Annotated in this window: 16 protein-coding genes; 13 read left to right on the forward strand and 3 right to left on the reverse strand. The window is 31.5% G+C overall.

Features of this window, described 5'->3' with window-relative positions:
• Nucleotides 1–10: 10 nt before the first annotated feature.
• The 6 genes from ACUUYC_RS18335 to ACUUYC_RS18360 all read left to right on the forward strand — a co-directional run bounded on the left by ACUUYC_RS18335 (nucleotide 11) and on the right by ACUUYC_RS18360 (nucleotide 4,296).
• Nucleotides 11–1,387 carry an MATE family efflux transporter gene (locus tag ACUUYC_RS18335; protein WP_474268518.1) on the forward strand — a complete coding sequence of 459 codons (1,377 nt, stop codon included), beginning with the start codon at nucleotides 11–13 and terminating at the stop codon, nucleotides 1,385–1,387.
• Nucleotides 1,388–1,399: 12 nt separating this feature from the next.
• Nucleotides 1,400–1,627, forward strand: coding sequence for a hypothetical protein (locus ACUUYC_RS18340; RefSeq protein ID WP_474268134.1), 228 nt, complete (start codon nucleotides 1,400–1,402; stop codon nucleotides 1,625–1,627).
• Complete coding sequence (locus tag ACUUYC_RS18345) at nucleotides 1,617–2,465, forward strand: hypothetical protein (protein ID WP_474268135.1); 849 nt, start codon at nucleotides 1,617–1,619, stop codon at nucleotides 2,463–2,465. Before ACUUYC_RS18340 ends, ACUUYC_RS18345 begins: the two co-directional genes overlap by 11 nt.
• Nucleotides 2,466–2,493: 28 nt before the next feature.
• The gene (locus ACUUYC_RS18350) at nucleotides 2,494–3,354 is read left to right on the forward strand and encodes a hypothetical protein (RefSeq protein ID WP_474268136.1); all 861 of its coding nucleotides are present in this window, start codon (nucleotides 2,494–2,496) and stop codon (nucleotides 3,352–3,354) included.
• A gap of 6 nt (nucleotides 3,355–3,360) precedes the next feature.
• Entirely contained in the window at nucleotides 3,361–3,963 is a 603-nt protein-coding gene (locus ACUUYC_RS18355) for a phosphatase PAP2 family protein (RefSeq protein ID WP_474268137.1), read from the forward strand.
• A gap of 96 nt (nucleotides 3,964–4,059) precedes the next feature.
• Nucleotides 4,060–4,296, forward strand: a complete 237-nt coding sequence (locus tag ACUUYC_RS18360) for a hypothetical protein (protein ID WP_474268139.1) — start codon at nucleotides 4,060–4,062, stop codon at nucleotides 4,294–4,296.
• Between the two features lie 59 nt (nucleotides 4,297–4,355).
• Here ACUUYC_RS18360 and meaB read toward each other — a convergent pair whose 3' ends face one another.
• Nucleotides 4,356–5,441, reverse strand: a complete 1,086-nt coding sequence (meaB, locus tag ACUUYC_RS18365) for a methylmalonyl Co-A mutase-associated GTPase MeaB (protein WP_474268140.1) — start codon at nucleotides 5,439–5,441, stop codon at nucleotides 4,356–4,358.
• 157 nt (nucleotides 5,442–5,598) lie between these two features.
• Between meaB and ACUUYC_RS18370 the strand changes: the two genes are divergently transcribed.
• The 4 genes from ACUUYC_RS18370 to ACUUYC_RS18385 are packed head-to-tail and all read left to right on the forward strand — an operon-like array spanning nucleotide 5,599 to nucleotide 9,021.
• Entirely contained in the window at nucleotides 5,599–6,150 is a 552-nt protein-coding gene (locus ACUUYC_RS18370) for an RNA polymerase sigma factor (RefSeq protein WP_474268142.1), read from the forward strand.
• Nucleotides 6,147–6,671 carry a restriction endonuclease subunit S domain-containing protein gene (locus tag ACUUYC_RS18375; RefSeq protein WP_474268143.1) on the forward strand — a complete coding sequence of 175 codons (525 nt, stop codon included), beginning with the start codon at nucleotides 6,147–6,149 and terminating at the stop codon, nucleotides 6,669–6,671. Before ACUUYC_RS18370 ends, ACUUYC_RS18375 begins: the two co-directional genes overlap by 4 nt.
• Complete coding sequence (locus ACUUYC_RS18380) at nucleotides 6,652–7,815, forward strand: hypothetical protein (protein ID WP_474268144.1); 1,164 nt, start codon at nucleotides 6,652–6,654, stop codon at nucleotides 7,813–7,815. Before ACUUYC_RS18375 ends, ACUUYC_RS18380 begins: the two co-directional genes overlap by 20 nt.
• A gap of 15 nt (nucleotides 7,816–7,830) precedes the next feature.
• The gene (locus ACUUYC_RS18385; protein WP_474268145.1) at nucleotides 7,831–9,021 is read left to right on the forward strand and encodes a redoxin domain-containing protein; all 1,191 of its coding nucleotides are present in this window, start codon (nucleotides 7,831–7,833) and stop codon (nucleotides 9,019–9,021) included.
• A 174-nt stretch (nucleotides 9,022–9,195) separates the two neighbouring features.
• Here the strand turns inward: ACUUYC_RS18385 and ACUUYC_RS18390 are convergent, their stop codons facing one another.
• On the reverse strand, nucleotides 9,196–9,384 hold the full coding sequence (locus tag ACUUYC_RS18390) for a hypothetical protein (RefSeq protein WP_474268146.1): 189 nt from the start codon (nucleotides 9,382–9,384) through the stop codon (nucleotides 9,196–9,198).
• A 300-nt stretch (nucleotides 9,385–9,684) separates the two neighbouring features.
• Here ACUUYC_RS18390 and ACUUYC_RS18395 point away from each other — a divergent pair, with 300 nt between their 5' ends.
• From ACUUYC_RS18395 to ACUUYC_RS18405, 3 genes are read left to right on the forward strand one after another with little or no spacing between them, the layout of a single operon-like run.
• A complete protein-coding gene (locus tag ACUUYC_RS18395) occupies nucleotides 9,685–10,230 on the forward strand; it encodes an RNA polymerase sigma factor (RefSeq protein ID WP_474268147.1) in 546 nt (181 codons plus the stop codon).
• The gene (locus tag ACUUYC_RS18400; RefSeq protein ID WP_474268148.1) at nucleotides 10,214–10,813 is read left to right on the forward strand and encodes a hypothetical protein; all 600 of its coding nucleotides are present in this window, start codon (nucleotides 10,214–10,216) and stop codon (nucleotides 10,811–10,813) included. Before ACUUYC_RS18395 ends, ACUUYC_RS18400 begins: the two co-directional genes overlap by 17 nt.
• Entirely contained in the window at nucleotides 10,797–12,299 is a 1,503-nt protein-coding gene (locus ACUUYC_RS18405; RefSeq protein WP_474268150.1) for a hypothetical protein, read from the forward strand. Before ACUUYC_RS18400 ends, ACUUYC_RS18405 begins: the two co-directional genes overlap by 17 nt.
• Before the next feature lie 44 nt (nucleotides 12,300–12,343).
• Here the strand turns inward: ACUUYC_RS18405 and ACUUYC_RS18410 are convergent, their stop codons facing one another.
• A complete protein-coding gene (locus ACUUYC_RS18410; protein ID WP_474268151.1) occupies nucleotides 12,344–12,985 on the reverse strand; it encodes a response regulator transcription factor in 642 nt (213 codons plus the stop codon).
• Nucleotides 12,986–12,996 lie beyond the last annotated feature (11 nt).

Consider the following 12,996-nt stretch of genomic DNA (forward strand, 5'->3'; position numbering starts at 1 on the left):
AAATACAGTTGTGATTTTAGAGAACTACACCAAAGAATTTCGCTATAACTTAAAGCTTGCATCTCCAATTATATTGGGAATGCTAGGGCATACGTTTGTCGGTTTTGTAGATAATGCAATGGTAGGACAATTAGGAACAGCAGAATTGGCGGCAGTTTCCCTTGGAAATAGCTTTCTATTCATCGCCATGTCTATTGGAATCGGTTTCTCTACAGCGATTACAACATTGGTAGCCGAAGCAGATGCTGAAAATGATAAAACGAAAGTAAAAGGCGCTTTAAAACATGGTTTATTACTATGTACATTAATCGGAATTGTAGTATTTGCAGGAGTATTACTTGCAAAGCCTTTAATGTATAAAATGGATCAGCCCGATGAAGTTGTACACTTGGCAATGCCATACTTAAACTTAGTAGCAGCATCGTTAATTCCATTGATTATTTTTCAAGCATTTAAACAATTTGCAGATGGTTTATCACAAACAAAATATGCTATGTGGGCAACGTTACTTGCAAATGTGGTAAATGTGATCATCAATTACTTTTTAATTTTCGGAATTTGGATTTTCCCTGAATGGGGAATTATTGGCGCAGCAGTTGGGACATTAGCTTCACGTATTGTTATGCTGGTATTTATCTGGTTACTATTGCGTTACAAGAAAAAATTTAAGGAATATGTAACGAATTTTAATTTTAAAGAAATAAAAAAGTCTGTACTCAAAAAAATTATCAGTCTTGGTTTTCCATCATCGTTACAAATGTTTTTTGAAGTAGCTATTTTTACGGCAGCTATTTGGTTATCAGGTGTTTTGGGTAAAAATTCGCAAGCGGCAAACCAAATTGCTTTAAATTTATCGTCCATGACTTTTATGGTTGCAATGGGACTAAGTGTTGCAGCAACCATTCGTGTAGGAAATCAAAAAGGATTAAAACGTTTTTCAGACTTGCGTAGAATAGCACTGTCATTATTTCTTTTAGTTCTCATAATAGATGTTATCTTCGCACTCATGTTTATGGTATTTAACAATTGGTTTCCAACTTTATATGTAGACGAAACTGATGTAAAAAACTTTGTAGACAATCAGGAAGTAATTGCTATAGCAGCCAAACTATTATTAGTCTCTGCATTTTTCCAAATATCAGATGGTATTCAAGTAGTTGGATTGGGTATTTTACGCGGATTACAAGATGTGAAAATCCCAACATTAATTACGTTTATTGCGTATTGGATTGTTGGTTTTCCGGTATCTTGGTACTTAGGTTTACATACCAAATTTGAAAGTGCAGGAATCTGGATTGGTCTATTAGCAGGATTAACTGTTTCTGCAATATTATTGTATATTAGATTTAATTATTTATCAAAAAAACTCATTCGTAATAAAGCATAATAATACACACGTATGGAATTCCCGAAATTTTTACTAGGCGATAACACCGATTATCCCGACGCTATATTTATAGTACATACTGATTTTCCAAGATTTATCATCAATTTAGAAAATGATGAAGTAGAATGGTTAGAAGAATTTGACAAAGAAGATGAAAAAGAATTAGCTTCAGAAGCCGAAAACTTAGTACAAGCCGCAACCGATTTTTATGACCGAGAATTATCAAGATATGACGACTAAATTAACTAAAACTATCTGTGCAATAGCGATTCTAGGACTTGCTTTCACTGCATGTGAATTACCAAAAATTGAAAAAGTAGACACACTTTCTAATGTATACAAAGAACTTTCCTCAACAACTAACGGACAAGTTGATTCGTTAGTAAACGGCGTACTTGCTATTGAAGAAATCAAAAACTTTGACAATGCTTTAAAAGTAGTTCCAGTTACATTGGAAGATGAAATGACAGCCATTAGAGCGCTTATGAATGTGTCTATTGAAGAAATTACATCACCAGTTCCTGTTGAATTAAATCATAAAAACACGTTATTTCTTCACAGCAAAAATAATATGACTGCTAGAAGTTTTACAAAAAGAGATACTACTATTTTTGAAAAAGGATATAAGTTAGTTTTTAATACTAAAGGAGAACAATACGATGAATTAAAAACATTATGGAAGCAAGTTGGGAATAACTATGAACCAATGTTTAAAAATGATTCCATAACACAAACGATAAAAGATAGAGTAGAAGCTTCTTTTATTGGGAATCTAAAAATATTACAGGATTTAGAATATGTAGTATTAATAGACGATGTGTTGTTAATTCCACCAGTAATTGATTATGAAGAAGAAGGATATTCAAGTGGATATGTGGTAAGTCATGTATTTATTTATGATACGGAAACTTTTGATAAAGTTGAACAAATGATGGTAATTGCTGCCAATGGAGATGAAATAGAATACAGAACGTACTCAGATAAAATTGGAGAAAATACGAGAATTATTAATGAAAAATTACGTGAAGATTTATTAGAAGAAAGAACACGCGTAATGGATTCTATATTTGATTTCTAACCAAACATATTCATACAATAACCGACTTATGAAGAAAATTTACACATGCATTCTTTTAGGATGTTTCATTCTGTTTGCATCTTGCGGACATGATTTTCCACCAAGAGTAGATACCAAATCTAATGTATACAAACAATTATCTATTGCTTCTAATGGAGAAATAGATTCTATGGTAAAACGTGTGGAAACGCTTAAAGAGCTACAAGAATTTGAAAAACCATTGAAAATTGTGCGTACACAAGATGAAATGGAAATTATAACAACAATAATTGAGGCTTCTATCGATGGGAAAATTAAAATGGATTCACTTGGAATGACAACAACAAATTCCCTCTTGCTAAAAAATAAAAATAATATATACATTACTTCTTTCAATCAAACAGATACTACATATGCTGCTAAAGGCTACAGAACAAGTTTTGCAACTAGAAACTATAGTTATGCGAAAGCTGCTAGACTTTGGGAATATGCAAGTGAAAACTACGAAGCAACAAATCGTAGAGATTCCATCAGTGAAGAGGAAAAAAACTCACTTGAATTATCGTATGAAAAAAATGTTCAACTTCTAAAAGGATTAAAATTTATCGTATTAGAAGAAGATGCTTTATTAATTCCGCCTGTACTCGAATTAAAAGAAAAAGGATTTGTGAGTGGTTATGTAATTACACATTTATCTGTTTTTGATATCAATACGCTTGAAAAAGTAGCGCAAACAATGGTATTATCATCTAACAGTGATGAAATTGGCTACACGTCATTATCAGGTTCTGCAATTGCGCAATATGAAGAAGCATCTCTGAAAGTACAACTAAAAAACGACCTCATAGATCAAAAAAGAAAAATGGTTGATTCTGTATTTAGGCACAACAATATAATTTTGTTAAGATAATATCAGATGATTGATCAATTAGTCACATACGATAAAGAATTATTTTTATTCTTAAATGGACTCGGAACGCCAACTTGGGATGATTTTTGGATGTTTATTACGAATAAATATTATGCAATTCCGTTGTATGCATTTCTATTAATTCTGATCTTAAAAACACACAATAAAAAAGAAATTTTCTTTACACTTATACTAGTTGCTCTCTTAATCACCATAACTGATCAAACAGCAAACCTATTCAAAAAGACACTTTTTTTACGTTTTAGACCTTGCCATACTGCCGATTTAGTAGATCATATGCGATTGGTGAAAACACACATCATAAATGGTACTATTGAACCTGATTGTGGCGGACGATTTGGATACTTCTCAGGTCACGCGTCCAATGCAATGGCATTAGCTACATATATTGGACTTGTTTTAAGAAAGCACTATAAATACCTTATTTTTATCATCCTGTTTTGGGCAGCAATTGTTGGCTATAGCCGAATATATATTGGTGTACATTTTCCAGGCGATGTATTCACAGGAATGATCGTTGGTGGAATCTATGGTGGAATTATCTTTAAGTTGCGACAATTCTTGATTCGAAAATACGCTAATAACTAAACGAATTTTTGAGAACCTCTAATGTTAAAAAATAGATAAAATAATCTTTTTCTTACACTTTTTGCTAAATTTATGATATAACCAAAAACCTATATCATGAAAAAAAGTAATTTAAAATCATTAAAGCTTAACAAGAAACTAATTTCAAGTATTCAAGGTAGAAGCCTAAATGGTGGATCGAGTGATCCTGGGACAGAATCGTTACCAATTACGGGTGGTTGCGGTCCAGTTTCTATTACAATATGTGAATCCTATTGCAACAACGATTGCGAATCATATGTTTGTACAGTTACACTAGACCGTTACTGTGATGCTAATGTACCAACAAATTAATATTTACTGAATGATAGAGAGCGAAACTACGGTTTCGCTTTTTTATGCTTCAAGATATTTTAAGAATTCAACAACTGTAACAACTGTTGTGCCGCATTAAATGGAGAAATAGTACTATTTTCTGTTGCGTTTAAATAATCGTTCAGTTGCTCTTTAACGTTTGCATTGTTGTAGAAATTATGTTTCAAACGTTCTTCAATGGTTTGTAACAACCAAAAACGATTTTGTTGTTTTCTATGCGTTTCAAAATAACTGTTTGCTTTTGTAGCTTCTTGAAACTCTGAAATCATTTGCCACACATCATCAATTCCATCTTGTTTCAAGGCGGAAGCTGTAATGACTTTAGGAAGCCACTCAGAAGCTTTTTGCGGATATAAGTGTAATGCACGCTTAAATTCGGTTCGCGCCATTTGAGCACGCTTTATATTGTCGCCATCAGCTTTATTAATCACAATAGCGTCTGCCATTTCAATAATTCCACGTTTAATTCCTTGCAATTCATCTCCGGCACCAGCCAATTTCAATAACAAAAAGAAATCAACCATACTATGTACAGCGGTTTCACTTTGTCCAACACCAACAGTTTCAATCACAATAGTATCAAAACCACAGGCTTCACATAAAATAATCGTTTCACGAGTTTTTCGAGCAACACCACCAAGAGAATCGCCAGAAGCTGACGGACGAATAAAAGCATTTTCATCCTTTACCAAATCTTCCATACGTGTCTTATCACCCAAAATACTTCCACTAGAAATAGAACTACTTGGATCAACTGCTAAGACAGCAACTTTTTTATTTAAACCTGTTAAATGCTTTCCAAAAGCTTCAATAAACGTACTTTTTCCAACACCTGGAACACCTGTAATTCCGATACGAATAGACTTATTAGCATGTGGCAAACACTTTTCTATAATTTCGGTAGCTTTCGCTAGATGTGAAGTATTTTTACTCTCAACTAATGTAATAGCTCTACTCAATGCTACTTTATCATGCTTCAAAATTCCTGTAACCAATTCGTCTACAGAAGGTTGTTTTCTTCTATTCTTTTGAATAGAAGCCACAGAATCTTTACTGATAAAATCTGGTTGTGAAACACCATCTTTTTCATGCAAGGCAGAAGTATGTTTTGGTTTTGAACTCAAGAGTATATAAATGATTTTAAAATATAATAACGAAATTACGATATATTTTACTTTTATGATTCATACATTGAAAAATTCAAGGATTGAAAAATAATTTTCAAAAAATGAAACGCTCTAATTTAAACGTCGTCTTTACAATAGAACACAAACCAAACGAATGAGCCAACAGCATTTAGGAATACTAAAAAAGTGTCTGCAAGGAAATCGGAAAGCACAGATGAAGCTCTACGATTTATATGCAGATGCAATGTACATAATTACGTGTCGTTACATTTCCAGTAGGGAAGATGCTAAAGATGTCATGCAGGAAGCTTTTTTAAAAGCATTCACACGATTGCCACAGTATAAAGGAGAAGTTGCTTTTGGTGCTTGGTTAAAACGAATAATGATTAATCAATGTATAGATACTTTAAAAAAACGTTCGTTGGTGTATGAAGAAATGAACGATAAAACGTTGACAATTATTGATGATGACGAATCTTGGAATATTGACATAACGGTAACAAAGCAAGAAATTATTCAAGCCATTGAAAGTTTACCAGATAAATACAAATACGTAGTTCAATTGTATTTAATAGAAGGATACGATCATCAAGAAATATCTGAAATACTTGAAATACCTGTTAGAACCTCACGAACGCAATTAATGCGCGGAAAAACGAAATTGAAAAATAACTTAAATGATTATTTTAAACATAAAATATCATGAAAAAAAATATTAAAGACATATTGAACGAAAACGATGAAACTTTGGAAACTCCAACGTTGCCAACAGGACATCGGGCTGATTTTTTTGAAAAACTATCAGCAATCGAAGACACTTCTTCAAAAAGAATAACATTTCATTACTGGAAATCTATTGCTGCAGTATGTGTTTTACTAATAGGACTTGGAGCTTTTGTATATGCAAACTATTCAAAAGTTGAACCTCAAGAATCTTCTTTATTTGCAGAAATGAAATCTATAGAAAGTGAATATTTAAAACATATTGAAACGGAATGGAATGCATTTCAATTGTCAGCAAATGATGCACATTTAATCAAGAAGTATAAAGAACGCTTGGAAAGTTTAGATGAATCATATCAAGATTTAAAACAAGAGTTTTTAGTACAAAAAAATAGTTTGACAGCACTTGACAAAATGATTAAAAACTTACAAATGCGTTTGACACTTTTACAGGAAATTCAGCAACATTTAAAACGTTTAGAAGATGAACAAAACAATATATAGTCTCATAATTTTATTTTTCATTAGTTCGTTTGGACTGATGGCACAATCGCAAAAGAAGTATCAAAAAACTTTTTCGGTTGATAAGAATACAAAGTTAAAATTTGAAACACGAAACATTGATGTCACTTTTAAAATATGGAATAAAGACAAAGTGAAAGTTGATTTTGTAGTCGATTTTAAAAATCATACAGAAGAAGAAGTTAAACATATTTCGAATGGTATTGTTGTGTATGCAGGTATGCAATCAACAATGGGCGATTCAAATTACTTGGAAATTAAAAATACTTCACCAACTTCTATAGGAAAACTTTCCTATCAAATTAATACGGGAGAAATTCACATTGATAATATGTTTGCTGAAAAAAGTGAACCCAATCGATATAAAACTGTTGCTGATATTAACAAAGAAATTGAACAAAACGGAACGGGTTTTCAAGATTTGGATGGTTATGTGGTATTTAAAAATGATAGTGTTGCTTTAAAAGACATTAAAAACAGTAATCATAAAGGAATTCAAAGCATTCGTTCTACATACGAAATTTATGTACCAAGTTATATGATGATGGATTTGCAGGTAAGTCGTGCAAATGTACATTTAGATGGAAAATTTACAAATCGTATTGTTGGATCATTTCAAGAAAGTAATTTGCTTGCTGATGAGATTCATAATAAAGATAATTCAATCACTTTTAAGAATGGAAGTGTGAAAGTGAAAAAAATTGTTGGTGGCGGTTATATGTTTAAAAATGTAACAGAAGGATTAATTGGTCAACTAGAAGATGTAATGATACAGACGGAATTTTCTAAATTCACTATTGGTGAGATTACTAAAAATGTAGAGTTTAATGATTTTAAAAGCAACTTCTTTATCTATAATTTGGCAGAAAATTTTGAGTCGATTGATATGATTTGTGAATATTCTGATATTAAAATGTATGCAGAGATAGATCAAAAATATTATATGGAAGCCATTGGAAACAATGCAGTTTTAAATGACAATGGCACAAAAATTATCATGCAACCTAATAAAGAAGGAAAGAAATTTAAAATGTTTACACGAGGAAAAGATAATGAAGAAACTCGTAAAAACACCTTCAAACTTGATTTAATTCATGGTTTTGTAACCTTATTCTACAACAAATAAACTAACAACTACAAGATGAAAAAATTAACAATTTTGTTGATGCTTTTAGCATTGACCAGCACAACGTATGCGCAAACAAACCTGAAAGTTGGTGATAAAGTACCAAATGTTCAACTCACGAATTTGATGAATTCAGTAACAACTGAAGCTTCATTATCAGATTTAAAAGGAAAAGTAGTCATTCTAGATTTTTGGGCAACTTGGTGCGGACCTTGTATTCCTGCTATGAAAAACTTAATTAAACTACAAAATGAATTTTCAAGCGATATTCAAGTCATTGGAATTGCAGAAGACAAACCTGAACGTTTACAGCGATTCATTGGCAATTCGCCATCTAAGGTTTGGTTTGGACTGCAAACAAAGGAATTAGAAGGGTTGTTTCCGTACAGAATCCTATCACATGCAATTATTATTAATCCAGCAGGTAAAGTAGTTGCAATCACTTCTACAGATAATATTACCAAAGAAGTGATTCAGAAAGTAAAAAATGGAACAGCAATTTCATTGCCACTAAAACAAGAAAACATTACGTTTGATTATAATGCAGATCCGTTTCCTCAGAAAGACTCAAGCTTAGAACGTGTATTACTAAAAGGTGGAATTGAAGGTGTTTCATCATTCTCTAAAGGATATTTAAATAATAAAACGTATAACGGAAGACGTTTAACAATTATAAATTATACTATTCCTGCGATGTATAGAAGTTTATATAGAAAAACTTATAATAGAACTGTTTTTGATATTGATGAAGAAAAATATAGTTATAAAGATCCTAAAAATAAATACTGTTTAGATATCATCACTGAAAAAGCTGGAGACGAAATGTATACAAAAGGTATTCAAAAAATTGAAAAAACTTTTCCCGTAAAGGCTAAACTTGAAAAGCGTACAATTCCTGTATATGTTTTAAGTGTGATAGATGAAGTGAAACTAAAAAAACTAACATCAGTAACTAAAGAGCGTACCTTTGAATATAGAGGTTATGAGTTTCATGCTAAAAAGATTCCGATGCGAGAATTTGCGGATTATATTGAAAATGAAACGCCTGTTCCCGTGGTTGACGAAACGAACTTTTCAAAGTTGTTAGATATTGACTTTGTATTTGATCCGCAGAAAAAAGGTTCATTTAAAGAAGAACTAGCAAAAATTGGGATGAAACTTTCCAAAGCTGAACGCGAAGTGGAATTGTTAGTGATTTATGAATAGTTGATTGCTTCACTTTTGATCGCTTCACGTTGGTTCTTAAAATTCTATAGTCGTCATTTCGAGTCAATTTGCAAAGCAAATTTGTATCGAGAAATACTTTGAAATCAATAGTTTATTTCTTAGATAATTCTCGATACAAACTTCTTTACAGTTTAATTAATCGTATGTTTCATACTAACATACTTGCCATCTACTACATCCTGGACCTTTGCTAAAGCATGCATCATCAAATGTACACATCGGATTATTAGATGGTCCGCAATGGAATGTATTACCAGTACCACCTTTTGTAGCAGCTACATTAAAATTACTTACAGTCTTCTTACTAATAACTAATTTACTTTTTAAATTTCTTTTTTTCATGGTAGATTTTTTTTGGTTTAACTAAAATTATAAAAATCCTAAATGAATTGTTTACGGTTTCACCATATAATTCAAAGTGTAACGTTGCTTGCGTTTATTTTATTTAAAAAAATGCTGAGTCATTAGTCAAGTAGGTAAAACCCAAGTAAAATCTAGCGTAAGCGAAAATATAGAAGAATTAAAAAAGAAGAAAATTGATTAATTTAGTATGTTTTTTTTATAGTATTGTCACATTGTAAAATTTGGTACGTCTTTAAAGATGTATAGCAATAACCAAAACCAAAAAAGCTAACTAGTAGTATGTCTCAAACCGAGCTCATCGAAAAGTGTAAGAATAATGACAGGAAAGCACAACTGCATCTGTACAGGCAGTATTGTGAAGGAATGTTTATTGTTGCCAATCGTTTCTTGAAACATACACAAGATGCAGAAGATGCGATGCAAGAAGCATTCATTAATGCATTTCAAAAAATTGATCAATATACGGCTGAAGTAAGTTTTGGAGCTTGGTTAAAAAAGATTGTCATTAATAAAAGTTTAGACAAATTACGAGCTAAACAACAGTATTATATTTCCATAGATGAAGCGCAATTAGAAGTAGTTGCCGACGATGATAATTGGGAAACAAGTGATGAAACTACATTGAAAGAAGTGAAGACTGAAATTGAAAATTTACCCGATAAATACAGAATTGTAGTGATTCTATTTTTATTAGAAGGATATGATCATCAAGAAATTTCGGAAATACTTACGATTTCTACAACTGCATCAAGAACACAATTATCGCGAGGAAAAAAGAAGTTACAACAAGCATTAAAAAAGAGAAGTCATGGGACAGGATATTAAAGATTTGTTGAAAAATGAACAATTGCACATTCAAAAAGGATTATCTGACGGACACGAAGCTCGTTTTTTAGATCGATTGGATGACGCGTTGCCACAAATAGAGGATAAAAAGGAAACTAATAAATTTTCTTTTTCAATCTATAAAATTGCTGCCGCCATTATTTTGATTATTAGTTTAGGTGGATTGGCATATCAACAATTACAAGGAACTCCTTATGTTCTTGGTGAAGAAGTTGTTAAAACTGATTCTGTAGCCAAAGAAAAACCTTCTTTAACAAGTTTAGGCGATGTTTCTCCCGATTTAAAAAAGATTGAAGATTACTATTTGGCAAGCATTAATTATGAATTGACACAAGTAGAAGTTTCAGAAATTGGAAAGCAATTATTTGAAAGCTACATGGATAAACTTTCATTGTTAAATGAAGAACACAAAGTACTTCAAAATGAATTGACAGAAATTGGACCTAACGAGGAAACCATTAATGCTATGATTGACAATTTACAATTTAGACTGAAATTGCTATACCAATTAAAGGAAAAATTAAACGAACTTAAAACATCAGATAATGATACACAAATCTAAATATAAACAGTGTCTACTATTAGTCGCATTATTAGTCATCACGTTTGGATATTCACAATCAAAAAAACGAACAAAGAAGGAAGTTTTTACTGTAAATAAAGACGTAACCTTAGAAATTAACACATCGCACGCAGATGTAGAATTTGACACTTGGAACAAAAATAAAATAGAAATTGAGGCTATTATTGAAGTAGAAGATGCTACTGACGAGGAAATTGAAAAATATTTTAAAAATTGGAGCTTTAAAGCAATCGGAAATAGCGAAAAAGTAACAGTAACATCAAAAGGGAGTCATTCATTATTTGGAAATACAGGACAATTTGTATTTGCAGATCCAATAATTATTGAAAATATAGAAGCTCCAATTATTGCAAACATACCTAATATTCAGGCTGTTCCAGAATTACCTAAAATGGTACTTGAATCTTTAGATGATATTAAGTTTGATTATGAAGCTTTTAAAAATGATGGCGAAGCCTATATGAAAAAATGGCAAAAGCAATGGAAAAATAGCTTTGATGAAGAAAAATTTAAGGAAGGAATGGAGAAGTGGAAAGAAAGTTTCCAAGCTGGGCAAGAGAAGTTAATGGAACTAAAAGGTAAAGTGCTAACAAAACAAAAGAAAGCCAAATTAAGTGAAAAGCAATTAAAGCAATACAAAAGGCAATTAGCGAAAATTGAAGAACTTGCAGAGGTAAGCAAAAAGTTAGAGAAGTATAAAATAAAAGAGTTGTTAAAAGAGAAAGAAGAACTTTTACACCTTTTAGAAAAAGCACAGAATAGTCAGTTGTTTAATTTAAACGGAAAGATGAACTTTAACATTAATACAAATGATGATAATGTGTTTTACCTTTCTCATGGAAATAAACGTTTAAAAGTAAAAAAGACGATAAAGATTAGAATGCCTAAAAAAGCAAAGTTAAAACTCAATGTTCGTCATGGAGAAGTAACGATTGCTGCGGCAAGTGAAAATATGAATGCAAAGCTGTCCCACGCAGCTTTGTATGCAACTATTATTGATGGAGCAAATACGACGATAGAATCGTCGTATGCGCCTATCCATGTTACGAAATGGAATCAAGGTTCGTTGAAAGTAAACTTCGTAGAGAATGTAGATTTACAATTAGTAAATAATATTAACTTGATGTCAAACTCATCAAAAATTAGTGTTGGAACGCTAGGCGAGAAGGGAATTATTAGTGGAACTATTGGAAAGTTATTGATTCATAATATTAGTGATTCATTTGAAACTTTAGACATCATTTTAGAAAATACAGATGCACGTATTCAGTTGCCTGCTAGTGCTTTTAAACTATATTATATAGGTTCAAACTCTCGTATTTCTTATCCAGAATCTGTAGTTGGAACAGAAAACAAAACTCAGTTTAACACCATTATTCGTGGATATCAAGGTAAAAATAATACTGGTAAAGAAATTAACATCAACGCTAAATACAGTGAAATATCTTTGAATAAGAAATCGTAAATTGATTTGTTAGTTCGTATTATTACCAATAACAAACAACTATATTACGGTAAGTAAATTTTATTCTTTATAGCGTAAATAACGAGTCCAATTCTATTCTTCACACTTAGTTTTTCAAACAAAGCATCGCGGTATCCATCAATTGTTTTAGGACTCAAACACATTTGATCAGCAATTTGCTTATATGTCATTTCCGTACACACCAACTTCATAAAAGAAATTTCATTCTCTTTTAATTTTGTACCAGAATTTCCTTTTCCATTCAACGATCCGATTAAAATATTTGTGACATGTTTAGAATGGTAAAAACCGTTTGTAGTTACTTCATTTAGCGCCATTTCTAAAACACTTTTCTCAACATCTTTCATCAAATATCCTTTTGCGCCAGCGCGTAACATTTGAATAATGGTACGTTCATCTTCTTCAATAGAAAGTCCTAATACGTCAATATTTGGAAAATGTTCAGTTACCCAAGTAGTTGTTTCAATACCATTCATCAATGGCATATTAATATCCATTAATACAATATCTGGTTGATTAGAGTTTTCTTCTAAACGGGTGATGAGTTCTTTACCATTTTTACATAAATAACTAACCTTAAAGCGATCAAATGAATCTACCAGACCGCCAATTGCTTGTGATAATAATACATGATCTTCTACGATGGCAACAGAATATGTTTTCAAAATGTTGTTTT

The sequence above is a fragment of the Kordia sp. E genome (genome assembly GCF_056033805.1).

Excerpts from the sequence above, each read along its gene's own strand:
- ACUUYC_RS18340 (WP_474268134.1), top strand. The coding sequence starts at position 1,400 with ATGGAATTCCCGAAATTTTTACTAGGCGATAACACCGATTATCCCGAC.
- ACUUYC_RS18345 (WP_474268135.1), top strand. The coding sequence starts at position 1,617 with ATGACGACTAAATTAACTAAAACTATCTGTGCAATAGCGATTCTAGGA.
- ACUUYC_RS18350 (WP_474268136.1), top strand. The coding sequence starts at position 2,494 with ATGAAGAAAATTTACACATGCATTCTTTTAGGATGTTTCATTCTGTTT.
- ACUUYC_RS18355 (WP_474268137.1), top strand. The coding sequence starts at position 3,361 with ATGATTGATCAATTAGTCACATACGATAAAGAATTATTTTTATTCTTA.
- ACUUYC_RS18360 (WP_474268139.1), top strand. The coding sequence starts at position 4,060 with ATGAAAAAAAGTAATTTAAAATCATTAAAGCTTAACAAGAAACTAATT.
- ACUUYC_RS18370 (WP_474268142.1), top strand. The coding sequence starts at position 5,599 with ATGAGCCAACAGCATTTAGGAATACTAAAAAAGTGTCTGCAAGGAAAT.
- ACUUYC_RS18375 (WP_474268143.1), top strand. The coding sequence starts at position 6,147 with ATGAAAAAAAATATTAAAGACATATTGAACGAAAACGATGAAACTTTG.
- ACUUYC_RS18380 (WP_474268144.1), top strand. The coding sequence starts at position 6,652 with ATGAACAAAACAATATATAGTCTCATAATTTTATTTTTCATTAGTTCG.
- ACUUYC_RS18385 (WP_474268145.1), top strand. The coding sequence starts at position 7,831 with ATGAAAAAATTAACAATTTTGTTGATGCTTTTAGCATTGACCAGCACA.
- ACUUYC_RS18390 (WP_474268146.1), bottom strand. The coding sequence starts at position 9,384 with ATGAAAAAAAGAAATTTAAAAAGTAAATTAGTTATTAGTAAGAAGACT.
- ACUUYC_RS18395 (WP_474268147.1), top strand. The coding sequence starts at position 9,685 with ATGTCTCAAACCGAGCTCATCGAAAAGTGTAAGAATAATGACAGGAAA.
- ACUUYC_RS18400 (WP_474268148.1), top strand. The coding sequence starts at position 10,214 with ATGGGACAGGATATTAAAGATTTGTTGAAAAATGAACAATTGCACATT.
- ACUUYC_RS18405 (WP_474268150.1), top strand. The coding sequence starts at position 10,797 with ATGATACACAAATCTAAATATAAACAGTGTCTACTATTAGTCGCATTA.